General features: G+C 67.2%; 22 protein-coding genes. 5 read left to right on the plus strand and 17 right to left on the minus strand.

The genetic code is table 11. The features are described 5' to 3' along the window. Positions 1-157: 157 nt before the first annotated feature. The gene (locus ACODTJ_RS16450) at positions 158-1,843 is read right to left on the minus strand and encodes a methyl-accepting chemotaxis protein (RefSeq protein ID WP_488849452.1); all 1,686 of its coding nucleotides are present in this window, start codon (positions 1,841-1,843) and stop codon (positions 158-160) included. A gap of 112 nt (positions 1,844-1,955) precedes the next feature. After that, positions 1,956-2,789: a ChbG/HpnK family deacetylase gene (locus ACODTJ_RS16455; protein ID WP_454657828.1), complete on the minus strand. Its 834-nt coding sequence runs from the start codon at positions 2,787-2,789 to the stop codon at positions 1,956-1,958. A 226-nt stretch (positions 2,790-3,015) separates the two neighbouring features. Between ACODTJ_RS16455 and ACODTJ_RS16460 the strand changes: the two genes are divergently transcribed. Both ACODTJ_RS16460 and murJ read left to right on the plus strand, forming a co-directional pair. Further along, positions 3,016-4,014: a glycosyltransferase family 2 protein gene (locus tag ACODTJ_RS16460; RefSeq protein WP_488849454.1), complete on the plus strand. Its 999-nt coding sequence runs from the start codon at positions 3,016-3,018 to the stop codon at positions 4,012-4,014. A 9-nt stretch (positions 4,015-4,023) separates the two neighbouring features. Next, entirely contained in the window at positions 4,024-5,550 is a 1,527-nt protein-coding gene (gene murJ / locus ACODTJ_RS16465; RefSeq protein WP_454657830.1) for a murein biosynthesis integral membrane protein MurJ, read from the plus strand. Between the two features lie 82 nt (positions 5,551-5,632). On the opposite strand, the gene ACODTJ_RS16470 is transcribed toward murJ, so the two are convergent. From ACODTJ_RS16470 to ACODTJ_RS16485, 4 genes are all read right to left on the minus strand, one after another. After that, on the minus strand, positions 5,633-6,610 hold the full coding sequence (locus tag ACODTJ_RS16470; protein WP_454657831.1) for an NAD(P)H-dependent flavin oxidoreductase: 978 nt from the start codon (positions 6,608-6,610) through the stop codon (positions 5,633-5,635). 17 nt (positions 6,611-6,627) lie between these two features. Then, positions 6,628-7,500 carry a branched-chain amino acid aminotransferase gene (locus ACODTJ_RS16475; RefSeq protein WP_291652406.1) on the minus strand — a complete coding sequence of 291 codons (873 nt, stop codon included), beginning with the start codon at positions 7,498-7,500 and terminating at the stop codon, positions 6,628-6,630. A gap of 126 nt (positions 7,501-7,626) precedes the next feature. Beyond that, a complete protein-coding gene (locus ACODTJ_RS16480) occupies positions 7,627-7,944 on the minus strand; it encodes an AzlD family protein (protein ID WP_454657832.1) in 318 nt (105 codons plus the stop codon). Next, on the minus strand, positions 7,931-8,662 hold the full coding sequence (locus tag ACODTJ_RS16485; RefSeq protein WP_454657833.1) for an AzlC family ABC transporter permease: 732 nt from the start codon (positions 8,660-8,662) through the stop codon (positions 7,931-7,933). Before ACODTJ_RS16485 ends, ACODTJ_RS16480 begins: the two co-directional genes overlap by 14 nt. 227 nt (positions 8,663-8,889) lie before the next feature. On the opposite strand from ACODTJ_RS16485, the gene ACODTJ_RS16490 reads away from it, so the two are divergent. Continuing rightward, entirely contained in the window at positions 8,890-9,426 is a 537-nt protein-coding gene (locus ACODTJ_RS16490; RefSeq protein ID WP_488849456.1) for a 4'-phosphopantetheinyl transferase family protein, read from the plus strand. Here the strand turns inward: ACODTJ_RS16490 and ACODTJ_RS16495 are convergent. The 8 genes from ACODTJ_RS16495 to pheS all read right to left on the minus strand — a co-directional run bounded on the left by ACODTJ_RS16495 (position 9,395) and on the right by pheS (position 18,267). Continuing rightward, the gene (locus ACODTJ_RS16495; protein ID WP_454657835.1) at positions 9,395-10,138 is read right to left on the minus strand and encodes a TerC family protein; all 744 of its coding nucleotides are present in this window, start codon (positions 10,136-10,138) and stop codon (positions 9,395-9,397) included. The genes ACODTJ_RS16490 and ACODTJ_RS16495 overlap by 32 nt on opposite strands. Positions 10,139-10,164: 26 nt before the next feature. After that, positions 10,165-10,869 (minus strand): TerC family protein, encoded by a 705-nt coding sequence (locus ACODTJ_RS16500; RefSeq protein ID WP_454657836.1) that lies wholly within the window; start codon positions 10,867-10,869, stop codon positions 10,165-10,167. Positions 10,870-10,919: 50 nt separating this feature from the next. Next, positions 10,920-11,996, minus strand: a complete 1,077-nt coding sequence (locus ACODTJ_RS16505; RefSeq protein WP_488849459.1) for a tartrate dehydrogenase — start codon at positions 11,994-11,996, stop codon at positions 10,920-10,922. After that, positions 11,993-12,895 (minus strand): alpha/beta fold hydrolase, encoded by a 903-nt coding sequence (locus tag ACODTJ_RS16510; protein WP_454657838.1) that lies wholly within the window; start codon positions 12,893-12,895, stop codon positions 11,993-11,995. Before ACODTJ_RS16510 ends, ACODTJ_RS16505 begins: the two co-directional genes overlap by 4 nt. A 244-nt stretch (positions 12,896-13,139) precedes the next feature. Next, on the minus strand, positions 13,140-15,563 hold the full coding sequence (gene pheT, locus ACODTJ_RS16515; RefSeq protein WP_454657839.1) for a phenylalanine--tRNA ligase subunit beta: 2,424 nt from the start codon (positions 15,561-15,563) through the stop codon (positions 13,140-13,142). Continuing rightward, positions 15,560-15,985 carry an ASCH domain-containing protein gene (locus ACODTJ_RS16520; RefSeq protein WP_454657840.1) on the minus strand — a complete coding sequence of 142 codons (426 nt, stop codon included), beginning with the start codon at positions 15,983-15,985 and terminating at the stop codon, positions 15,560-15,562. The genes pheT and ACODTJ_RS16520 overlap by 4 nt, the downstream gene beginning before the upstream one ends. Then, positions 15,975-17,156, minus strand: coding sequence for a ceramide glucosyltransferase (locus tag ACODTJ_RS16525; protein ID WP_454657841.1), 1,182 nt, complete (start codon positions 17,154-17,156; stop codon positions 15,975-15,977). Before ACODTJ_RS16525 ends, ACODTJ_RS16520 begins: the two co-directional genes overlap by 11 nt. A 28-nt stretch (positions 17,157-17,184) precedes the next feature. Next, positions 17,185-18,267: a phenylalanine--tRNA ligase subunit alpha gene (gene pheS / locus ACODTJ_RS16530; RefSeq protein ID WP_454657842.1), complete on the minus strand. Its 1,083-nt coding sequence runs from the start codon at positions 18,265-18,267 to the stop codon at positions 17,185-17,187. A gap of 139 nt (positions 18,268-18,406) precedes the next feature. On the opposite strand from pheS, the gene ACODTJ_RS16535 reads away from it, so the two are divergent. Then, on the plus strand, positions 18,407-19,126 hold the full coding sequence (locus ACODTJ_RS16535) for an LOG family protein (protein WP_454659026.1): 720 nt from the start codon (positions 18,407-18,409) through the stop codon (positions 19,124-19,126). 175 nt (positions 19,127-19,301) lie between these two features. On the opposite strand, the gene rplT is transcribed toward ACODTJ_RS16535, so the two are convergent. The 3 genes from rplT to ACODTJ_RS16550 form a co-directional block, all read right to left on the minus strand. Continuing rightward, the gene (gene rplT, locus ACODTJ_RS16540) at positions 19,302-19,676 is read right to left on the minus strand and encodes a 50S ribosomal protein L20 (protein ID WP_454657843.1); all 375 of its coding nucleotides are present in this window, start codon (positions 19,674-19,676) and stop codon (positions 19,302-19,304) included. Positions 19,677-19,704: 28 nt separating this feature from the next. Beyond that, positions 19,705-19,905: a 50S ribosomal protein L35 gene (gene rpmI, locus ACODTJ_RS16545; RefSeq protein ID WP_047575639.1), complete on the minus strand. Its 201-nt coding sequence runs from the start codon at positions 19,903-19,905 to the stop codon at positions 19,705-19,707. Between the two features lie 191 nt (positions 19,906-20,096). Beyond that, positions 20,097-21,305 carry an MFS transporter gene (locus ACODTJ_RS16550; RefSeq protein WP_454657844.1) on the minus strand — a complete coding sequence of 403 codons (1,209 nt, stop codon included), beginning with the start codon at positions 21,303-21,305 and terminating at the stop codon, positions 20,097-20,099. Positions 21,306-21,411: 106 nt separating this feature from the next. Here ACODTJ_RS16550 and ACODTJ_RS16555 point away from each other — a divergent pair, with 106 nt between their 5' ends. Further along, positions 21,412-22,008, plus strand: a complete 597-nt coding sequence (locus ACODTJ_RS16555) for a TetR/AcrR family transcriptional regulator (RefSeq protein WP_454657845.1) — start codon at positions 21,412-21,414, stop codon at positions 22,006-22,008. Positions 22,009-22,051: the final 43 nt, after the last annotated feature.

Genomic DNA, 22,051 nt, shown 5'->3' on the forward strand with positions numbered 1-22,051 from the left:
TTCCCGCATGCGCTGCGGCGCGAAGTGCCGCTGCGCATGCGGGACCGTCATCACGAAGAGGCGCCTTCTCGTCTCACGGTCCCGTGTCTGCGGCGCATCGCTTCGCGCTGCACCGCGCACGGGATGACCCGCGCCCTATAACCTGCCGGACCGGTGCTCAGGCGGCGACGTTGCGCAGAAACTGATCGACGGTCGAGTCAAGGCGCTGCGCCTGGTCGGCGACCTCGCCGGCCGCGCCGCGCACCTGCTCCGCCGAGCGACCGGTCTCCTCGACGCTGTCGGCGAGCACGCTGAGATCGCTCGACACCGAGAGCGCCGAGGTGCTCGCCATGGCGACGCCGCTGGCGATTTCGCCGGTCGCAATGGCCTGCTGCTCGATCGAGGTGGCAACCGAGTTCGCAAATTTCTCGATGGCATTCATGCGCTCGGCGATTTTCTGGATCGAACCGACGACCTGACCCGTCGCGCCCTGGATCGCGGCGACCTGCGCCACAATGCGGTCAGTCGCATCGGCGGTCTGCGCCGCCAGCGACTTGACCTCGTTGGCCACCACGGCGAAGCCGCGGCCTGCCTCGCCGGCACGCGCCGCCTCGATGGTGGCATTGAGGGCGAGCAGGTTGGTCTGCGCGGCGATGTCGCGGATCAGGTTGACGACCTCGCCGATGGCGCGGGCGGTCTCGTCGAGCGCCTGCACCGAGCCGGCCGTATCGCGCGAGACGGACGCCGCCTCGACGATCTCAGTCCGGACACGGCGCACCTGGAACTCAACCTCGCGGATGGCCGCGCCCATCTCTTCGGCCGCCTGCGCGGCGTTCTCGACATTGCCCGAGGCGCCGTGGGCGTTGTCGGCCGCGCGCGCCGCACGCTCGGAGGATTCCGCGGCGACGCGGGCGAGACCGTCCGAAGCCTCGCGCATGCGCTCCGCATTGTTCTTGAAGGCTTCGAGCGCCAGACCAACCTCGCTGCGGAACGAGGTGATCGCATGGTCGACGCCCTGCTGGCGCGCGACCCTCTCGACCTCGGCCACGCTCTGCTTCTCCTCCAGCGTCGCCCGTTCGGCGAGGCGGATCTTGAGGACGCCGAGCGCCCGCGCGATCGCGCCGATCTCGTCGCGCCGGCCCAGCGCGTCGATCGGCGTCGAGAGATTGCCGTCGGAGATGCTGACGATCGCCTTGGTCATGCTGCGCAGGGGGCGCATCGCCCGCGACAGCGAGAACCAGAGCAGCGGGCCGAGCACCAGCAGGATGACCAGGCCGAGCCCGATCGTCACGAACTGCTCCCAGGCGGCGCGCGCCACGAGACGCGTCTTGTCGAAGCGCAGAGCGACATAGCCGATCTGCATATTCTGGGTGCCGACGCGCACGGCATGGATCTTCGTCAGGTAGACGTCGTCCTCGATATCGATCTCGATGCGCGTCTCCAGTGCTTTCCACGGCTCCTCGCCGATCGCATTGGCGAGCCAGCGCGGCGTGAGCGACAGGCGCGCCTCCATCGTGCGCCCGGCGGAGGCCAGGGCAACGAGATCGTCGCCAACGATACCGGCATCGAAATCGGGGTCGCGCTGCAACGAGGAGAGAAGATCTCCGAGCGTGCTGTTGTCCCGCGACAGGATCAGGGACGGCGAGGCGTTGACCACCATCAGGGTCAGCGCCGTGACCTTCTGGTCGAGATCGGCACGCGTGCGGGTCTCATTGTAGCGGGCGATCGCCATCACCACGAAGACGATGGCAATGGCGACAATCGCCACGGCCGCCGTTGCGATCTGCCGGCTGAGGGAACCCAGGCTCTGCCCGCCCGGCTGCGCCGGCTCTCCCGCTCCGGCTGCGCGCCTGAACATCTTCATCGAGCCGATCATCTCCGAAACCGGCGCATGCTGCTGCGAAGAGCGGCGCCCCCAACCCGCTGTCACAATGGCCGATCCCGGTAAACAAATCGCTTGCGCGCGCGGCGGGCGATCAAGCGTCCAAAGCAGAGAAGCGGCTCAACGGCAGGCCGGGTGGAGGCACGAAGGCGGCGATGGCCGCATGCTCGACAGGCCGCGAGGCCACCACCGGGTCGAGCGTGGCCAACTCGTCATCGACAAAGCCCGGATGGCACATCACCAGATGGCACGGGCCCGGCTCGATCAGGAAACCGGCGAGGTCCGCAACGAAATCCCGTTGCGGATCGAACGGCGCCACGCCGGAGAAACCCCGGTTGACGCGTAGGCCCCGCTTCAGCGCCGCACCGCGGAAGCCGGCGGCGAGGCCGGCAATGACGAGCGCCTTGCCCACCGCCACGCCTCGCGCGCGAATCGCAGCCGGGCGATCCGCAGTGTCGCGGACATAGAGGGCGCCCGCGGGATAACGTCGTGCGAGGCTATCCAGCAATGCGCGGCGCACGCCGGGCAGCACATGGACATGCTGGTGTCCGTCGACGAAATCCGGCGGCCGGCCCAGCGCCTCCTCGAAAGCGTCGAGCTGGCGCGCGATCTCGGCTGCAATCTCCTTGCGCACGGCCGGAGAGGTGGCGGCAGCGCGCGCGACATCCTTCAGGCTCGGAAAGGTGCCGCCGGGTGCGAGCCGCGGCATCGCCGAGAGCGGCGCGGCGCAGGTCAGGTTGAGATGCAGGCCGAGATCGGCCTTGCCGGTGAAAGCTGCGAGTTCCGGTGCGAGCCGGCGCCAATGCGGGCGATTGGTCATCGCCCCCGTTGCGGTCAACTTGCCTTGCCGGAGGAGGTCGAGAATCGCGCGGCTGACGCCCTCCGTCATGGCGAAATCATCGGCGCACAGGATAAAGCCCTTCGCCATCGCGCGTATTGTCCCTCGTTGACCGGGTTCGCGCTATAGCGCGACGCCGTCATGATGGAAACGCGCCGCCATGAAGCCGCGCGTTTTACCAAAGCCGTTTTGCCGCGCGGGCTTGTCGCCCGGCAAGCTTTGCGGTTCTGTGCGTCGCGCATCGCCCCGAGAGGCGAATGCGCCCGCAATTGAAAGGTCGTTCGTGTCGGATATCGGGTCTCAGCCGGTTCAACCTGTGCCTCGGGCTTCGCGCTGGCCAGAGCTTTCCATCGTCGTGCCCGTGCACAACGAGGCCGACAATCTGCCCCTGCTCGTCGAGCGACTGCGGACGACTCTCAACGGGAAAGTCGAATCCTGGGAGGTCGTCTTCGTCGACGATGGCAGCCGCGACGAGACGCTCGCGGTGATCCGCGACCTCAACCTGGCCGACCCGCGAATCAACGCCGTCTCCTTCAGCCGCAATTTCGGCAAGGAAATCGCGATCGCTGCGGGGCTCGACCATGCGCTGGGCGATGCCGTCATCATCATGGACGCAGATCTCCAGCATCCGCCGGAAACCATCCCCGCCTTCCTCGCCAGATGGCGCGAAGGCTATCTCAACGTCTACGGCCAGCGCACCGACCGCGAAGGTGAAACCCGGATGAAGCGCGGTTTCGCCAAGCTGTTTTACCGCATCTTCGGCTATTTCGGCGAAACGCCGCTGCCGGAAGGCGCCGGAGATTTCCGCCTGCTCGACCGCAAGGCCGTCGATGCCCTGCGGGCGCTGCCGGAACGCGCGCGGTTCTCGAAGGGCCTCTATGCCTGGGTCGGCTTCCGTTCGATCGGCGTGCCCTTCCAGGTCGCGGAGCGCGAGCACGGCCAGTCCAAGTTCAAGTATCGCAAACTGTTCTCCTTCGCTTTCGACGGCCTCTCCTCGTTCTCGACCGTGCCGCTGAAGATCGCGACATGGTCGGGGGCGGTCATCGCTGTGATTGCGACGTTCTCGGCGCTCTACTTCATGCTGCGGACACTGCTCTTCGGCACCGACCTGCCCGGCTTCCCCTCGCTGATCGTCTCGATCATGTTCTTCTCGGGAATCCAGCTCGTCTCGCTCGGCATGATCGGAGAGTATGTCGGGCGCATCTTCGCCGAGGTGAAGCGCCGGCCGCTCTACCTGATCGGCGAGCGCGTCGGCTTCGACGCCCGCACTGTCGAACATCCGCGCGGCGACGCCCTGCCGCCGCTGATCCGCTAGATCACCTCCATGCTCAGAAACATCCTGTCGGTCGGCGGCTACACGCTGATCTCGCGGATCACCGGGTTCGCGCGCGACATCGTGCTCGCCGCCGTGCTCGGCGCCGGCGCAACGATGGATGCGTTCTCGGTTGCGCTGCGCCTGCCCAACCATTTCCGCGCCATCTTCGGCGAAGGCGCGTTCAACCAGGCCTATGTGCCGACCTATGCCCATGTTGCCGAGAAGCAGGGGCAGGAGGCGGCCAATCTCTTCGCCGACCGGCTCTTCACAGTGCTGCTGATCGTGCAGGTCGCGCTGCTGGCGCTGGCGCTGCCCCTGATGCCCTGGCTGGTGACGTTGCTGGCGCCGGGTTTCAGCAAGGACCCGGCGGTGTTCGAGCTTGCGGTCGCGCTGACGCGGATCACCTTCCCCTATCTGCTGTTCGTGACCATGGTCACGTTCCTCGGGGCAACGCTCAATGCCGTCGAGCGCTATGCCGCCTTCGCCGCCGCGCCGATCCTGTTCAACCTCTTCGTCATCGCCGCGCTGGCCGTGCCCTTCCTGTTTCCGAGCGCAGCCCATGCCGCCGCCTGGGGGGTTGCGATCTCAGGCGTGGCGCAATGGGGCCTGCTCTATGTCGCGGCCAAGCGGGCCGGCGTTTCGAGCAAGCTGGTGCGGCCACGGCGGGATGCCGGGGTCCAGCGTTTCCTGAAGGCTTTCGGCCCGGCCGTGATCGGCTCGGCCGGCGTGCAGATCGCGATCTTCGCCGACACCATCATCGCCTCGCTGCTGCCCCGCGGCGGCTATGCGGCGCTCTACTATGCCGAGAGGCTCTACCAGTTGCCGCTCGGGCTGATCGCGATCGCTGTCGGCACCGTCGCGCTCTCGGCGATGAGCCGCGCCGTCGCGCGGGGCGACGAGGCCGCCGCCAACCGCGCGCAGAACCGCGCCATCGCGATCTCGCTCGCTGCCAGCGCGCCCTTCGTCGCCGCCTTCGTCGCCGTACCGGAACTGATGGTCGCCGGCCTGTTCCAACGCGGCGCCTTCGATGCGCCGGCAAGCGCGGCGGCCGGTGCCGTGCTCTTCGCCTATGCGCTCGGCTTACCGGCGATCGTGATGATCCGCACGCAGGTCTCGGCTTTCCAGGCGCGCGGCGACACGACGACACCGATGCTTGTCTCGCTCGCGGCCATCGCGTGCAATCTCGCGCTGAAGCTCCTGCTCTGGCGCGACTGGGGCGCGCCGGGCCTGGCGCTCGCGACCGCCGCCGGCGCCTGGGTCAATCTGATCGCGCTGTTCGTGCTGGCGCGGCGACGCGGCTTGACCGAGCTCGACCGGCGCCTGCCCGGCTTCGCGGCGATCATCTGCGGCGCTGCGGCGATCTGCGGCCTGCTGGCCTGCTGGGGGAAGCCGACGGCGCTCAAGCTGACGGCGGCCCTGCCCTTCGAACCGATTTTGATGGCGGTGCTTCTCGTGTCCGGGATTGCGGCCGTGCTTTACGCCGTGCTGGCCGGCGGCTTGCTCAAGGTGACGGGGCTGCTCAGGTTGTTGCACTGAAGCGGACAGCCTGTGCCCTTTGTCATTCCGGGGCGCCCGAAGGGCGAACCCGGAATGACAAAGGGCAGTTCCCAAGGGACGATCAGGCGACGAAGCCCCCTGCTCCGCCGAGCAGGGCCACGGCTTCGGCAACCATGCGCTCGACGATCTCGCCAGCGCCGGGAATATCCGTGATCAAGCCGGCGGCCTCGCCGAAGATGACGGCGGCCTTGTCGGGATCGCCGGCCATGAAAGCTTCGCGATAGGCCGGCCCCTCGGCTGCGATGGCGTCCTTCAGAGCGGCGTCGCGCCCGGCCCATTTCGCGATGAAGGCATTGTCCGAGACGCGGATATCGAAGGGCTTCGGCCAGTCGAGCTGGCGGGCGATATCGGGCAGCGAGGAGCGCACGGTCTGGTCGCCGGTCGCGGCGACGGCCACCGCGTGATGGCGCTCGTGGACCATCGCCTCACGGCTCGCCCAGAAGCGCGTACCGGCCAGCACGCCATCGGCACCGAGCATCAGGGCTGCGGCAAGCCCACGGCCATCGGCGATGCCGCCAGCGGCAATGAGCAGGGTATCGGGGCTTTCGCGGGCGATCAGGTCGACCGCCTCGGGCACGAAGGGCAGCGTCGCGCGCCTGGCACCATGCCCGCCTGCCTCGGAGCCTTGCGCGACGATGATGGTCGCGCCCGCCGCGATGGCGTCCCGGACATGGGCAAGCGTCTGGCACTGGCAGATCAAGGGCACGCCCGCCGCCGCGATCTCGGTGGCGAAGGGGCGCGGGTCGCCGAAGGAGAGCATCAGCGCGGCCGGCTTGTGGGCCAGAGCCTGCGTCAGAAGCTCCGGTTTCTTGGCCATCGACCAGGTGATGAAGCCGCAGCCGACCTGGGTATTGCCGGCTGCCGCGAACTGCTGCTCGATCCAACCGGCGTCGCCATAGCCCCCACCGATGAGGCCGAGGCCGCCGGCACGGGTGACCGCAGCGGCGAGTGCCCCGCCGCCTGCCAGCGCCATCGGCGCCGACAGGATGGGATGGGCGATGCCGAGGCGTTCGGTCAATCGCGTAGCGAGGCGCGCCATGGATCAGGCCTTTCGGCTCAGGCCGCCTTCGGCTTGCTGTGAGCGTAGTCCATGTAGAGCTCGCGGGCGCGGCGGAAGAGCGGGCCGGGCTGGAGCGTGCGGTTGTCGATGCGGGTCACCGGCATGCACTTGGAATAGTTGCCGGACATGAAGATCTCGTCGGCCTGCTCGAAATCCTCGTAACGCAGGCTGCATTCCTCGACCGGAATGCCGCTCTCGCGCATCAGCTTGATGACGCGCTGGCGGGTGATGCCGTTCAGGAAGGTGCCGTTCGGAACGGGGGTCTTCACGACGCCGTCCTTGGCAAGGAAGATATTCGAGGTCGCGGTCTCCGCGACATTGCCTTGCATGTCGAGCACCAGCGCGTTGTCGAAGCCGGCGGCCTTGGCCACCTTCAGCACGCGGGCATTGTTCGGGTAGAGGCAGCCGGCCTTGGCGTCCGTCGGGGCGGTCTCGTAGCTCGGGCGGCGGAAGGCGCCCTTGGTCACCGAGAAGCCGGCGGTCGGCTGCGGCATCGCCGCCTCGAACAGGCAGAGCGCGAACTGGGTCGATTCGGGATCGGGCATGATGGTGGACGGGCCGTCCGCCTCGCCCCAGTACATCGGCTTGACGTAAATCGCCGTGCCGGGAGCGAATTTCTTGACGCCCTCGAACATCTTCCCGACGATGAAATCCGCCTCGACGGTCGGCTTCAGGCCGAGCGCCGTGGCCGAGCGATTCACGCGGGCGGCATGCAGGTCGATATCGGGCGCGACGCCGTCGAAATAGCGGCCGCCGTCGAAGACCGAGGAGCTCTGCCAGAGCACATGGCTGCGCGGACCGACGATGCCGGGGTTGCCCTCATGCCAGGCGCCATCGAACCAGGTCCACGTCTGAGAATACCATGCCATGACGGCGCTCCATTGTAGGCGATTTAACTCAGCCGCACCGTCCTCCCCCCACCGCTCGCCGTCAACATGCGGCAATGCATATCGGGATGACGTGATGTGATGGAAGCAATCGGCCCGCGTGATGGATCAGTAGCCCAGCGCGCGCAGGCCCGAGATCGCCGCCATGCCGACCAGCAGCGCCAGCAATTCGCTGCGCCGCAGGATCATGGTGCCGACGGCGGCCAGCAGCGCGACCGCCGCAGCCCAACCCAATCGCTCGATCAGGGGCAGCACCGTCGCCACCACGATCGAGCCGGGCAGCGCCGCAAGCCCGCGCCGGACATGCGGGGTCAGCGGGATGATGCTCATCAGCGCCACGCCGGAGATGCGGCAGAGATAGGTCGCGGCCGCCATCGCTGTGATGGCGATGATCGCGCCCCAGGCGCCGGGATCAGGCAGTGTCATCGCTGAACGCCCCCGTGACCGCGCCGGCGAGCGAGCCGACGATGATGAAGGCATAGCCGTCGACGAGACGCGCCGTGACCAGCGCGACGAGGCCGGCGACGACCCATGGCACCATGCCGCGCCGACCGCGCCAGAGCGGCACGATCATCGCGGCGAAGAAGATCGGCATGACCAGGTCGATGCCGTAACGGCGCGGATCGCTCACCAGCGCGCCGAGCATATAGCCGCCGCCGGTCGCGATCACCCAGACCAGCCAGAGCGCGAGCCCCGCGCCGACCAGCACGCCGAGATCGCGCCCGCCCTCGGCCCGGTAGCGCGTGCCGATCAGCCAGTTGGCATCGGTGAAGAAGAACAGATGGAAGGCGTTGAGCGTCTTCGGATATTTCGCGAACCAAGGCTGCAGCGAGGCGCCCTGCAGCACCATACGCGCATTGACGGTCGCGGTGACCACGGCGATGCCGGCAATGGCGCCCCAGCTCCATTCGGGGCGCCAGAGTTCCAGCGAGACGAGCTGGGCGACGCCCGCATAGACGAAGCCGCTCATCAGCATGGTCTGGAAGAAGGACAGTCCCTTGGCCGACGCGGCCGCGCCGAAGGCGACGGCGAAGACGACGATACCCGGCATCAGCACGGAGACCTTGCGCAGTCCGAGCATCATACCCGCAGCGGTGATCGGCGCTTCCGGGCTAACCGGTGGCGTGTTCGGGTCGTCTGACATGATCCTTCCAAAAGCGGGAAAGCCCGCGCGAAGGTCAACGCGCGCGAACGGTGCGCCTGCATGAATTCCGCGCAGGGCGCGACAGCCTTCGGCAGGAGCATTACAGATGGGCGATGCACTGGTTCGACGATGCCGACGCCATCGCCCCTGCCCTTCCCGCGATCTGGCTCGTCCGGACGGATGCCAATCCGCACAACCTGACGGAGCGCTCGGCGCTCAGACGTGGGATGGCGCGGTCGATCCTGGCGCGCCAGCTCGGCTGCCGCGAGGGCGATGTCGCCATCGCGCACGACGCGGCCGGACGTCCGTTTCTCGATCTCCCCCGAGAGACCGGTCTCCATCTCTCGCTGGCGACGCGGGCCGGCGTCGTCGCCGTCGGCCTGGCATGCCAGCCGCTGGGGGTCGACGTGGAGCAGGTCGACGAGCGGACCGCGCCGCCGCTCGACCTGTTGCATCCCGATGAGCGCAGCGCCCTCGCAGCAGCGGGCGCTGCCCAACAAGCCCGGAACTTCGCCCGCCTCTGGGCTGCGAAGGAAGCCTATGTGAAGGCGCTGGGATCGGGCTTTCGCAGGGCGCCGGAGAGTTTCGCGGTATCGCTCCTGTCGGAGACAGCCTTTCGGGTGACCGACGCCTCCGCACCTGCCGACATCGCCGGCGCTCTGCGCGCCATGAAAAACGGCGGCCATGAGATCATGGCCGCCGCAATTGTCGTGACCCGTCAGGCTGAACGCATCAGCCCAGCTGATCGATCGGCTTCTTCTTGAGGGCGTAGCCGACGATGCAGACGAAAGCCGCACCGAGCACCGCCGCCGTATAGAACGGCACCTTCGCAGGCAGGAGACCGGCCGGGTTGGTGTCGGAGACCGGCACGGTCTGGACCCAATTCGGCATGTGCACCTGAAGCCACTGCATCACCGCCATGTCGCTGAGCAGCATCTCGCCGGCGATCCAGCCGAGCAGGGCCGCACCGAGCCAGATCAAGATCGGGAAGCGTTCGAGAATGGTCGAGAGCATGCGGGCGCCGAAGATGATGAGCGGGATCGTCAGCAGCAGGCCGAACACGAACAGCTCGAAATGGCCACGCGCCGCGGCAGCGATCGCGAGCACGTTGTCGAGGCTCATCACCGCGTCGGCGATGGCGATGGTGCGTACCGCCTTCCAGAGATTGTCGCTGGCTGCGACCTCGCCATGCGCCTCTTCCTCACCCTTGGCGAGCTTGATGGCGATCCAGAACAGGAGCAGCGCGCCGACGACCTTCAGGAACGGGATGTTCAGGAGGTAGCTGACAACCACCGCGAAGATGATGCGCAAGCCCACCGCCGCAGCGGCGCCGAGCCAGATGCCGACCTTGCGCTGCTTCTCCGGCAGCGAGCGCACGGCGAGCGCGATCACGACCGCGTTGTCGCCCGAAAGCAGCAGATCGATCCAGATGATCTGGAGCAGCGAAGTCCAGAAGGCGGAAGATGCGAAATCCATAGGTCAGGTTGTCCCTTTGCAGTTTGTCAGAGAGCCGGATCGGGCCGGCGTGATTTGATGAGGTAGCCGAGGCCGAGCACGAGCAACGCGCCCAGGATCGCGGCCGGGTATTCGAACTTGTGCAGCAGTTCTTCGCCGAAGCGGGCGATCAGCCAGGGATCGCTCTCGAACATCTCGCCCGCGACCCAGCCCAGCAGCGCGGCGCCGGCCCAGACCAGGACCGGGAAGCGAGTCAGCAAGCTGGTGATCAGCGAGGCGCCGAGCACGATCAGCGGGATCGAGATGACGAGACCGGCGATCAGCAGTGGAATTGAATCCTTGGCAACGGCGGCGATGGCCAGCACGTTGTCGAGGCTCATGACGATGTCGGCGATCGCGACGGTCTGCACCGCCTTCCAGAGCTTGCTGCTGGCGGTGATCGAATCCTCGTCCTGGCCCTCGTCCTCGACGATCAACTTGACCGCGATCCAGATCAGAAGGCCCGCGCCGACGATGCGCAGGAGGGGCGTGTTCAGGAGCGAGGCGATCAGCACGGTGAAGAGCACACGCAGCACGACCGCGACACCGGCGCCGAGCGCGATGCCCTTGGTGCGCTGCGCCGGTGCCAGCGCCCGGCAAGCCAGCGCGATGACGACGGCGTTGTCACCCGAGAGCACGATGTTGAGCAGGATGATCTCGGCCAGCTTGCCCCAGACAAGCGGGTCGACGATCGAAACCGACGACAAATCCATGATCATCAAACCTTTGAATACGTATTGCGCATGACGCCCAGCCGACCGTCCTAAAGCGCCTGCTCGACGGCCTTGCCGGCTGCTTCCGTGCCGAGCGAGCCACCGAGATCGCGCGTGCGGGTCCGGGCGTCGCCGAGCGCGCGCTCGATCGCGGCCTCGATGCCCTTCGCGGCCTCGTGCTCGCCGAGATGGTCGAGCATCATCGCGCCGGACCAGATCATGCCGACGGGATTGGCGATGCCCTGCCCGGCGATATCCGGCGCCGAACCGTGAACCGGCTCGAACAGCGAGGGATGGTCGCCGGTCGGGTTGATGTTGCCGGAGGGCGCGATGCCGATCGTGCCCGTGCAGGCCGGGCCGAGATCGGAAAGGATGTCGCCGAACAGGTTGGAGGCGACGACGACGTCGAAACGGTCCGGATTGAGCACGAAATGCGCGGTCAGGATGTCGATATGGTACTGGTCGACGGCGACGCCCGGATAGCTCTTCGCCATCTCCTTCACCCGTTCGTCCCAGTAGGGCATGGTGATCGAGATGCCGTTCGACTTGGTGGCGGAGGTCAGCTTCTTGCGCGGGCGGCGCTGCGCCAGATCGAAGGCGTATTTCAGCACGCGGTCGACGCCGACGCGGCTCATCACCGTTTCCTGGATGACGATCTCACGCTCGGTGCCGGCATACATGCGCCCGCCGACCGAGGAATACTCGCCCTCAGTGTTCTCGCGCACGACGAAGAAGTCGATATCGCCGGGCTTGCGACCCACGAGCGGGCCGGGCACGCCCGGCATCAGGCGGACGGGGCGCAGGTTGACGTATTGGTCGAACTCGCGCCGGAACAGCAGCAGCGAACCCCAGAGCGAGATATGGTCCGGCACCTGCTGGGGCATGCCGACGGCGCCGAAATAGATCGCGTCATGGCCGCCGATCTTCTCTTTCCAGTCGCCCGGCAGCATCTTGCCGTGCTTGGCGTAGTAGTCGCAGGAGGAGAAATCGAACGAGTCGAGGCGCAGCTCGAAGCCGTATTTCTTCGAGGCGGCCTCCAGCACGCGCAGGCCCTCGGGCATGACTTCCTTGCCGATGCCGTCACCGGCGATCACGGCGATGCGGTAAACGCGGTTGGTCCCGGTCATGCGGTTTCTCCGAAGAAAGCCCTGAACTCGGCGGCGACGAGATCGGGGACCTCCTCCGCCAGATAATGTCCGCCGGGCAGAGCCCGGCCGCGCACATCCTGCGCACGCTCGCGCCACAAGGCCAGAGGGTCGAAGCACTTGCCGATGACGCCGCGCTCGCCCCAGAGCGCCAGCAGCGGGCAGGCGAGCTTCCGGCCGCCATCGGCCTCGTCATGGGCGATGTCGATCGTCGCGGCGGCGCGATAATCCTCGCAGCTGGCATGGATCATGGCGGGATCGCGGAAGCAGCGCAGGTATTCGGCAAGTGCCTCCGGCTCGAACAGGCGCATGTCGGAGGCGCGCCGGCTCGTCCAGTAGAAATCCGGATCGCTCTCGATCATGCGCTCCGGCATCGGCGCCGGCTGGATCAGGAAGAACCAGTGCCAGTAGGCGCGGGCGAAGGCGTCGGTCGTGTCGCGATACATCTCGCGCGTCGGCGCGATGTCGAGGGTGGCGAGCTTCAGGACGCGCTCGCCATGGTCGAGCGCCAGACGATGCGCGACGCGGGCGCCGCGATCATGCGAGCCGACGAAGAAGCGCTCGTGCCCCAGCACGCTCATCACCTCGGCCATGTCCTGCGCCATCGCGCGCTTCGCGTAAGGCGCGTGCCCGGCGTCGCTCGGCGGCTTGTCGGAATCGCCGTAGCCGCGCAGGTCCGGGCAGATCAGGGTGAAGTGCGGCGCGAGCAGCGGGGCGATCCGGCGCCACATCACATGCGTCTGCGGATAGCCGTGCAGCAGCAGGAGTGGCGGCCCCTCACCGCCGATCCGCGCGCGAATCCGCGGGCCCGACGTCGCGACGTCGAGCAGACGAAAACCGGGGAACAGATTGTCCGTGACGGGACGTTCGGTGAGAAACATAGAACCGCAGGAATGCAAGAATGCGTCAGCGCATACCCCGATAGCTTAGGGATTTCGCGCACGGATTATTACATAATATCGATAAATGGTGAGGGGCCTTCCCTTCTCCCCTTGCGGGAGAAGGTGGCAGCGCGAAGCGCTGACGGATGAGGGGTCACGCAGTAATGACGGCAAGCGCCGCGAGACCCCTCACCCCAACCCTCTCCCGCAAGGGGAGAGGGGGTAGGTCGAGGCGCGCGCGCCGTCAGCCGCGCAGGGTCGCGCCGTAGCGCTTGCCGATCTCGGCGACGATCTTGCTGCCGACGGCCTCGATCTCGGCCTCGGTCAGCGTCTTCTCGGTCGGCTGCAGCGTCACCGCCAGCGCGACCGACTTCTTGCCGGCCTCGACGCCCGCGCCTTCATAGAGGTCGAAGACGCCGACATTGGCGATCAGCGCGCGGTCGGCGCCCTGCGCCGTCTTGACCATGTCGCCGGCCGCCACCGCCTTGTCGACGATGAAGGCGAAATCGCGCGTCACCGGCTGGAAGTCGGAGAGCACGAGCTTCGGCTTGACCTTGGTCGGCTTGGCCTTGGGCAGCGGCAGCGCGTCGAGATGGATCTCGAAGGCGACCAGCGGCCCCTTCACGTCGAGCGCCTTGAGGATCTTGGGATGAACCTCGCCGAAGGCGCCGATCACGCCCTTGGGGCCGAACTGGAGCGTGGCCGAGCGGCCGGGATGGGCCCAGGCCGGGCCACCCGCGACGATCTGGAGACCGCCGGTCGGAATGCCGAGCCCAGAGAGCAGGCCGAGCACATCCGCCTTGGCGTCGAACAGGTCGACGGGTTTTGCGCCGCCATCCCAGTGGCGGCCGGTGCCGTCGAGGCGAGCGGTGCCGCGGCGCAGGCCGGTCGCGGCGATGAGCTGGCCTTCCGGCTCGTCGCTCTTGAAGACCTGGCCGACCTCGAACAGCGCGACATCCGGGAAGCCGCGATCGGCGTTGCTCTGCGCGGCGCGGATCAGCCCCGGCAGCAGCGAGGGGCGCATATCCGAGAGATCGGCGGCGATCGGGTTGGCAAGCGCCAGCTTCGGCGAACCGCCGCCGAAGAGCTTGGCCTGATCATGCGAGATGAAGGACCAGGTCACGGCCTCGACGAGGCCGCGCGCGGCGAGCGTGCGCTTGGCGGTGCGGGTGCGCTTCTGCAGCACGGTGAGCACCGGCTTGACGACCTCGCCCTTGATGCGGGGCAGCGGCGTCGAGGCGACGCGGTCGAGCCCGGCGATGCGGACGATCTCCTCGACAAGATCGGCCTTGCCGCCGACATCGGCGCGCCAGGACGGCGGCGCCACCTTCACTCGGTCACCCGGGCCAGAGACCTGGAAGCCGAGCGAGGTGAGAGCCGCCTGCATCTCCACCTGCGGCAGGTCGAGCCCGGTCAGGCGCTTGACCTCGGACCAGGGGAAATCGATCACGGCCGGGCTGCCGGGTAACTCGCCGACGAATTCCATCTCGGAGGCTTCGCCGCCGCAGAGTTCGATCACCATGGCGGTCGCGAGATCCAGGCCCGGCCGGGCGAAATCGGGATCGACGCCGCGCTCGAAGCGATAGCGCGCATCCGAATTGATGCCGAGCGCGCGGCCCGAGCGGGCGACGTTCAGCGGGTCCCAGAGCGCGCTCTCGATCAGCACATCGGTGGTGGTCTCGCTTGAGCCCGAGGCCTCGCCGCCCATGATGCCGGCGAGCGATTCAACGCCGTGCTCGTCGGCGATCACGACCTGCTCGTCGGTCAGCGTATAGGTCTTGCCGTCGAGGGCGAGGATCGTCTCGCCAGCCTTGGCGCGGCGGACGGTGAGATTGCCCTTCACCTTGGCGGCGTCGAAGACGTGCAGCGGCCGGTTGCGGTCGAGCGTCATGAAATTGGTGATGTCGACCAGCGCGTTGATCGGACGCAGGCCGACAGCGCGCAGGCGCGCCTGCAGCCAGTCCGGCGAGGGGCCGTTCCTGACGCCGCGCACGAGGCGCAGCGCGAAGGCCGGGCAGAGCTTCTTGTCCTCGCCAGCGAAGTCGAGCGTGACCTTGACCGGGCACGGGAAGGAGCCAGGGATCGGCTGGATGGCCTTCGATTTGAGCTTGCCGATGCCGGCGGCGGCGAGGTCGCGGGCGATACCGGCAACGCCGAGCGCATCGGCCCGGTTCGGCGTCACCGCGATCTCGATCACGGCGTCGTCGAGCCCGGCATAAAGGGCGTAGGGCTGGCCGACCGGAGCATCCGCCGGCAGTTCGATGATGCCGTCATGATCGTCGGACAATTCGAGCTCGGCTTCCGAGACCAGCATGCCGTTCGATTCGATGCCGCGGATCACGCCCTTGCCGAGCGTGACCTTCTTGCCGGGGATGTAGCTGCCCGGCGGCGAGAACACGCCCTTCATGCCGGTGCGGGCGTTCGGCGCGCCGCAGACGACCTGCACGGGCTCGCCCGCGCCGGTATCGACCATGCAGACGCGCAGGCGATCGGCATTCGGGTGCTGCTTCGCCTCGATGACATAGGCGATGGTGAAGGCCGACAGCGCAGCGGCGCGATCCTCGATCGCCTCGACCTCAAGGCCGACGCGGGTCAGGGTCTCGGCGATCTCCGCAACGGAGGCGTCGGTGTCGAGATGCTCTTTGAGCCAGGAGATCGTGAACTTCATGCGTCTGCGTCCATCGGGGCGAGCACTTCCACCAGACGGAAGCGTTCGCAAAGCAAGGGCATGTCGGGGCTGAAGACACCGATGCGCCGGAAATAGGATTCGTGGGCCTCCCGCCAGAAGGCCAGTGAGCGGTCGCCCTCCCCTTCGTCGAAGGCGAAGGCCTCGTCAACTTCGTCGAAGCGTCGCGGGATGAGCTCGATCGTCTCTATGACGCAGATCGGCCGCCCGGCGCCATCGAGCACGATCCAGAGCTCGTTGAGCTTGGGGCAATCGGGCGCCCCGAGCGTGTTCACCGTCGCGATCTTGCGGCCGCTGATGACCAGCGCCGCGAGTTCGTTCGCGAGTTCCGGGCTGTCGCCGAAGGAAAAGCTCGGGCAGCCGCGATAGCGCTCGGGCAGGGAGGCGACGAGGTCAGCGTCCATCGTGCCCCGCCTGTGCCGACGCCGCCGGCCGCGCATCGTTGAGCTTGTTGGCGCCGTCCGTGCGGATCTTCATGGCATTGCCGCGCCAGCTCACCTCGCCGCCGACGAAGGCATAGGCCCAGATGCCGGGGAAGGCGATGTCGCGTGCCAGCATGGCGAGCGGCGTACGCCAGTTCAGGAACCAGCCGACGCTGGCGGACAGCACGATATCGCCGACATACCAGACGAGCAGGACGAGGAGCGGCGCGAGCCAGACCGACAACCCCAGCGCGGAGGCGCCGAAAGCAGCGAGCACGGCGGCAAGGAAAGGCGTGGAGAGGATCTCCAGCGCGAAGAAGGGCAGGAAGGTCACGCGCCGCAGACGCGCCCAGCGGAACTGGCGCTGCACGACGTCCCTCAGTCGGCGCCGGCCAAGCGGCTGCTCGAAGGGCTGGCCGACGAGATGGACCTGCCGGCCGGTATTGCGCACCAGCTTGGTCGAGGCCGCATCCTCGGCGATCTCGGCACCGAGCGCGGCGATGCCGCCATTGGCGTCGAGGAAGGGCTTGTTCCAGAGCATCGACTTGCCCTGCGCGAAGCCGAGGCCCAGCGCCTCGCCGACATATTGCCAGCGCGCCTGGAAGGCGTTGAGGAAGGCGCATTCGACTTCGGCGCCAATGCACAGAGGCCGGGAGCCGGCCGGCGTCGAGCAGACGAGGCCGGTCGTGGGCTGCCAGGCGGCCAGCATGCGCTGAATGTAATCCTTGGGCATCAGCACGTTGGAATCGGCGAGGATGACCCAGTCGGTCGGAGCCGCCTCCCAGCCGCGCACGCAGTTGTTGAGCTTGGGATTGGCGCTGACCGGCACGTCGCCGACGATCAGGCGAACCTTCTCGGCGCCGTAGATGCCGACCAATTCCTCGATCAGCGGGATGATCGGGTCATGGGCATCGGCGACGCAGAAGATCGTGCTGTAGCGGGGATAGTCGAGCTCCAGCCCCGAGACCGCCGTCTCGCGGCTGAAGGCCTCGATGCCGCGCACCGGGCGGACGATCGTGACCGGCGGCAATTCGTCGAGCAAGGCCGAGCGCTGCAGGGGCCGGCGCAGCCGCCAGAGCGCGATGGCCTGGCTGACCAGGTTCATCACGACCAGCAGCACGGCGATCGCCACCGCCCAGCCCGCAGGCGTCATCGCGCCCTCCCCTGCCCGGTCGATGCCGTCATGAGGAGAGGCCGCCCGTCAGCGTCGGCAGGTCGAGCGGGCGGAAGCCGTAATGCGCGAGCCAGCGCACATCGGCCTCGAAGAACGGGCGCAGGTCCGGCATGCCGTATTTCAGCATGGCGATGCGGTCGATGCCCATGCCCCAGGCGAAGCCCTGATAGACCTCCGGGTCGAGCCCGCAATTCTTCAGCACGTTCGGGTGGACCATGCCGCAGCCGAGGATTTCCAGCCAGTCGTCGCCCTCGCCGAAGCGGATTTCGCCGCCCTTGCGCGAGCACTGGATGTCGACCTCCATCGAGGGCTCGGTGAAGGGGAAGAAGGACGGGCGGAAGCGCATCTTCACGTCGTCGATCTCGAAGAACGACTTGCAGAACTCTTCCAGGATCCACTTGAGGTGGCCGAGATTGGCCGACTTGTCGATGACGAGCCCCTCGACCTGATGGAACATCGGGGTGTGGGTCTGGTCGGAATCGTTGCGATAGGTCCGGCCCGGGCAGATCACGCGGATCGGCGGCTGCTGCGCCAGCATCGTGCGGACCTGGACCGGCGAGGTGTGGGTGCGCAGCAGCTTGCGCTCGCCGTTCTCGTCAGGCGCGAAGAAGAAGGTGTCGTGCATCTCGCGGGCGGGGTGGCCGACCGGGAAGTTCAGCTTGGTGAAGTTGAGGTCGTCGGTCTCGACATCCGGACCTTCGGCAATCGCGAAGCCCATATCGCCGAAGATCGCGGTGATCTCGTCGATGACCTGGCTGATCGGGTGGATGCGGCCGCGCGCCTCCGGGCCGTCCTGCACCGGCAGCGACACGTCGACGCGCTCGGAGGCGAGCCGGGCTTCGAGAGCGGCTTCGCCGAGCGCTTCCTTGCGGGCCGCAATCGCGCTCTGAACCCGATCGCGCAGGCCGTTGATCTGCGGCCCCTTCTCCTTGCGCTCGTCCGGCGTCATTCCGCCCAAGGTCTTGAGCAGGCCCGAGATCGAGCCGGACTTGCCGAGGGCGCCGATGCGCACATCCTCGATGGCGGCTTCATCGGCGGCAGAATCGATCGCGGCGAGGACGTCGCGTTCCAGGGTGGCGATATCGGTCATGAATTCAGTCGCAAGCGTTTGAAGGCGTGGGAACGGGCGCGTTCTAGCGGGAACGGCCGGCATATGCCAGAGCGAAGCGACGAGACAGGAGGATGCCTTGCCCGACAACACCGCCCAGAAGGAATCGCCCTCTTACCGGATGGCCGCGCTCGACCCGGATTTCATCCTCGGCGATTCGATGCGCGGCGCGCGCTTCATGCTGGAATACCAGAAGGCAGAGGACAGCCTGAGGGCCCGCGGCGTCGTCTCGACCATCGTCGTCTTCGGCTCGGCCCGGGTGCGCGAGGGCAATCCCTGGTACGAGGCCGCCCGCACCTTCGGCCGCATCGCCTCGGAGCGCGGGGGCGCGCTGCGCGATGGCGAGGCCGGGCGCCATCACGTCATCGCCACGGGCGGTGGGCCGGGCATCATGGAAGCGGCCAATCGCGGCGCGACGGAAGCCGGCGCGATCTCGATCGGCTTCAATATCACCCTGCCGCACGAGCAGGAGCCGAATGCCTGGTCGACCCCGGACCTGACCTTCCTGTTCCACTATTTCGCGATGCGGAAGATGCATCTGGCGATGCGCGCCTCGGCACTGGTCGTCTTCCCCGGCGGCTTCGGCACGCTCGACGAACTCTTCGAGATCATGACGCTGGTCCAGACCGGCAAGATGGGGCCGGTACCGATCGTGCTCTACGATTCCGGCTACTGGAAGGGCCTGCTCAATCTCGAGCGGATGGCCGAGGCCGGCTTCATCCGGCCCGACGACCTGAAGCTGTTCGCTTACGCGGATTCGCCGGAGGAGGCTTACGACCGGATCGCCGAAGGCGCCGGCGACGGCTGGAACCAGCCGAAGAACGGCAGCGTACAGACGTAGGGCACCCATCGCATCGTCATGGTCGGGCTTGCCCCGACCATCCACGTCTTCGCTGGTCGAAGCTCGTGCTCAAGACGTGGATGCTCGCCACAAGGGCGAGCATGACGGAGGAGCAACCCAAAGAAAAAGGCCAGCGTCACCGCCGGCCTTTTCCAATTCAGCACTGCAAGACTGCTCAGGCAGCCTTGGCCTCGGCGCCCAGCACGCCCTTGACCGTCTCGACCACGGCAGCGAACGAGGCTGCGTCGTCGATGGCCATGGCCGACAGGGTCTTGCGGTCCAGCTCGATGCCCGACTTGATCAGGCCGCCGATGAAGACCGAATAGGTCAGGCCGTGCTCGCGCACCGCAGCGTTGAGACGCTGAATCCAGAGCGCGCGGAACGTGCGCTTCTTGTTCTTGCGGTCGCGATAGGCGTACTGCATCGAGCGATCGACGGCCGCCTTGGCGGCGCGGATCGTATTCTTGCGGCGGCCATAGAAGCCCTTGGCGGCCTTGAACGTCTTCTTGTGCTTGGCGTGGGCGGTAACGCCCCGTTTCACGCGAGCCATGTCATGATCTCCGGAATGTCAGGTGGCGTCAGCCGTTGGGAAGGAAGAACTTCTTCACGTTGGCAGCATCGCCCTCGAAGAGGGTCGTGGTGCCGCGGTGATTGCGGATCTGCTTGTTGGTCCGCTTGATCATCCCGTGACGCTTGCCGGCCTGGGCGTAGAGCACCTTGCCGGTTCCGGTGATCTTGAACCGCTTTTTGGCGGCCGATTTGGTCTTGATCTTGGGCATTTGAGCTCCTCAATGGTCGTGGCTGCGCGTCTTTTGAACGCGTTGCCAATGTCTTGCTTTCAGGAAGCAAAGCACGATCGCCACGGCAGCCCTTATCAGCCGGGCGATCGAAGGCCGGGCCTATCGCAGAAATCAGCGGCTTTTGCAAGTGCGAAGCCGGCAATGCCGCGCAAGGTGCCCCGCTCTTATCCTCAGGCGGCTTCGCAGACCAGGGTCTCCGCCCGCGCGCCGAGCAGGCGGCTGTAACCGATGAGCACGACCAGCAGCGCGGCGACGCCCGCCCCGACCGAGACCCAGAAGCCGCTATGGGCGCCATGGATGTCGATCAGGATGCCGGCGGCCGAGGCGCCGGCCGCCATGCCGATATTGATGCCGGTGATGGCCCAGGTCATGCCCTCGGTGAGCTGGCGCGGCGGCACCAGACGCTCGACCAGGCCCATGGCGATGATGATGGTCGGCGAAACCGCCGCGCCCGCCATGAAGAAGACCAGCGCCAGCGAGTAGAGCCCGGTTACCGCCAGCAGCGGCAAGGTGGTCGCCGCCGCCAGCGCGATCGCGGCGAGGAACTGCATGGCGAGCGAAGCCTTGAGCCTCATCGTGCCAAAGACGAGGCCAACGATGAGCGAACCCGTCGCATAGACGGCGAGAGGCAGGCTCGCCGCCGCCTTCTGCCCCTGCGCCTCCGCGAAAGCGACGGCGGTGATCTCGGCCGTGCCGAAGATCGCACCGATCGCGATCATGACGAGGACGACGGTCTGGACGCCGCCGACGCGGATGACCGAAGTGTCCGTGCCGGCGACATGCGCACGAACGGGCGGCTCGGTGCGCCGCTGCGCGCAGAGCAAGGGCACACCGACGACGAGGAAGATCAGGGCGGCAAGCGGCCCGGCCTCGGGAAACAGCCCGACGCTCAGCCCGATCGCGACGATCGGCCCGATGATGAAAATGACCTCGTCGACCACCGATTCGAAGGCGAAGGCCGTACGCAATTGCGGGGTGTCGCGATAGAACTCGGTCCAGCGCGCCCTGACCATCGCGCCGATGCTCGGCATCAGGCCGGCCAGCAGCGCGAAGACGAAGAGCAGCCAGCTCGGCGCGCCCGTCCAGGTCGCGACCATCAAGCCGCCGAGCGCGAGCGCTCCGGCGGCCGCGGTCGGCATCAGCACCCGGCGCTGGCCATAACGATCGACGAGGCGCGAGACCTGCGGGGTGATCAGCGCGCTCGCGAGCGCGAAGGTCGCGGCGACGGCGCCCGCGATCGCATATTCCCCGCGCCGCTCCGACAACATGGTGACGATGCCGAGCCCGACCATCGAGGCCGGCAGGCGGGCAATGAAGCCGGCCGAGGAAAAGGCGAAGGCGCCAGGCACCTGGAAGATTTCGCGATAGGGGTTAGGCATGATTCAGACCGTGCAGTGCGGACATACGCCGCGTATGTAAGCGAATGCGTAATTGCATACACCTCGTATGTCAATTAACATACGGGGCGTATGTGATGAGGATATGATGGCCCGCAGACTTCGTGCCGACATGATCGCAGAGACCCGCGCCAGCCTGATCGCCGCCGCGCGCGCGGCCTTCGGCACGGTAGGCTATGCGGCGGCCTCGATGGACGAGATGACCGCTGCAGCAGGGCTGACGCGCGGCGCGCTCTATCACCATTTCGGCGACAAGAAGGGGCTATTCGCCGCCGTGATCGACCAGATCGACGCGGAGATGACGGTGCGGTTGCGCGCCGTCTCGGCCAGGGCCGGGGATCGCTGGACCGGCTTCCGCGACGAATGCGCCGCCTATCTCGCGATGGCGCTGGAACCGGAAATGCAACGCATCATGTTGCGCGACGGCCCGGCCGTACTCGGCGATCCCTGGAGCTGGCCGATCCAGAACGACTGCATCCGCATGATGGCCCAAGGCCTCGACGCACTCGTAGCCGAGGGCGTTCTGGCACCGCTCGATCCCGAAGCGGTGGCGACACTGATCTTCGGTGCGACCCAGCATGCAGCACAGTGGATCGCCCATGCGCCCGACCCGGAAGCCGCGCTCAAAGGCGCGACCGATGCCTTCGACGCGATGCTCGACGGGCTGCTGAAAAAAGCGAAATGAAAAAGGGCGCCAGCGGCGCCCTTTTTCTCGATCCGTAAGCGAT

This window comes from Allobosea sp. FG18, assembly GCF_057809495.1.

What these genes read in the sequence shown, in the direction of transcription:
- ACODTJ_RS16450 (WP_488849452.1), bottom strand. Translation starts at nt 1,843, where the DNA reads ATGAAGATGTTCAGGCGCGCAGCCGGAGCGGGAGAGCCGGCGCAGCCG.
- ACODTJ_RS16455 (WP_454657828.1), bottom strand. Translation starts at nt 2,789, where the DNA reads ATGGCGAAGGGCTTTATCCTGTGCGCCGATGATTTCGCCATGACGGAG.
- murJ (WP_454657830.1), top strand. Translation starts at nt 4,024, where the DNA reads ATGCTCAGAAACATCCTGTCGGTCGGCGGCTACACGCTGATCTCGCGG.
- ACODTJ_RS16470 (WP_454657831.1), bottom strand. Translation starts at nt 6,610, where the DNA reads ATGGCGCGCCTCGCTACGCGATTGACCGAACGCCTCGGCATCGCCCAT.
- ACODTJ_RS16475 (WP_291652406.1), bottom strand. Translation starts at nt 7,500, where the DNA reads ATGGCATGGTATTCTCAGACGTGGACCTGGTTCGATGGCGCCTGGCAT.
- ACODTJ_RS16480 (WP_454657832.1), bottom strand. Translation starts at nt 7,944, where the DNA reads ATGACACTGCCTGATCCCGGCGCCTGGGGCGCGATCATCGCCATCACA.
- ACODTJ_RS16485 (WP_454657833.1), bottom strand. Translation starts at nt 8,662, where the DNA reads ATGTCAGACGACCCGAACACGCCACCGGTTAGCCCGGAAGCGCCGATC.
- ACODTJ_RS16490 (WP_488849456.1), top strand. Translation starts at nt 8,890, where the DNA reads ATGGCGCGGTCGATCCTGGCGCGCCAGCTCGGCTGCCGCGAGGGCGAT.
- ACODTJ_RS16495 (WP_454657835.1), bottom strand. Translation starts at nt 10,138, where the DNA reads ATGGATTTCGCATCTTCCGCCTTCTGGACTTCGCTGCTCCAGATCATC.
- ACODTJ_RS16500 (WP_454657836.1), bottom strand. Translation starts at nt 10,869, where the DNA reads ATGGATTTGTCGTCGGTTTCGATCGTCGACCCGCTTGTCTGGGGCAAG.
- ACODTJ_RS16505 (WP_488849459.1), bottom strand. Translation starts at nt 11,996, where the DNA reads ATGACCGGGACCAACCGCGTTTACCGCATCGCCGTGATCGCCGGTGAC.
- ACODTJ_RS16510 (WP_454657838.1), bottom strand. Translation starts at nt 12,895, where the DNA reads ATGTTTCTCACCGAACGTCCCGTCACGGACAATCTGTTCCCCGGTTTT.
- pheT (WP_454657839.1), bottom strand. Translation starts at nt 15,563, where the DNA reads ATGAAGTTCACGATCTCCTGGCTCAAAGAGCATCTCGACACCGACGCC.
- ACODTJ_RS16520 (WP_454657840.1), bottom strand. Translation starts at nt 15,985, where the DNA reads ATGGACGCTGACCTCGTCGCCTCCCTGCCCGAGCGCTATCGCGGCTGC.
- ACODTJ_RS16525 (WP_454657841.1), bottom strand. Translation starts at nt 17,156, where the DNA reads ATGACGCCTGCGGGCTGGGCGGTGGCGATCGCCGTGCTGCTGGTCGTG.
- pheS (WP_454657842.1), bottom strand. Translation starts at nt 18,267, where the DNA reads ATGACCGATATCGCCACCCTGGAACGCGACGTCCTCGCCGCGATCGAT.
- ACODTJ_RS16535 (WP_454659026.1), top strand. Translation starts at nt 18,407, where the DNA reads ATGGCCGCGCTCGACCCGGATTTCATCCTCGGCGATTCGATGCGCGGC.
- rplT (WP_454657843.1), bottom strand. Translation starts at nt 19,676, where the DNA reads ATGGCTCGCGTGAAACGGGGCGTTACCGCCCACGCCAAGCACAAGAAG.
- rpmI (WP_047575639.1), bottom strand. Translation starts at nt 19,905, where the DNA reads ATGCCCAAGATCAAGACCAAATCGGCCGCCAAAAAGCGGTTCAAGATC.
- ACODTJ_RS16550 (WP_454657844.1), bottom strand. Translation starts at nt 21,305, where the DNA reads ATGCCTAACCCCTATCGCGAAATCTTCCAGGTGCCTGGCGCCTTCGCC.
- ACODTJ_RS16555 (WP_454657845.1), top strand. Translation starts at nt 21,412, where the DNA reads ATGGCCCGCAGACTTCGTGCCGACATGATCGCAGAGACCCGCGCCAGC.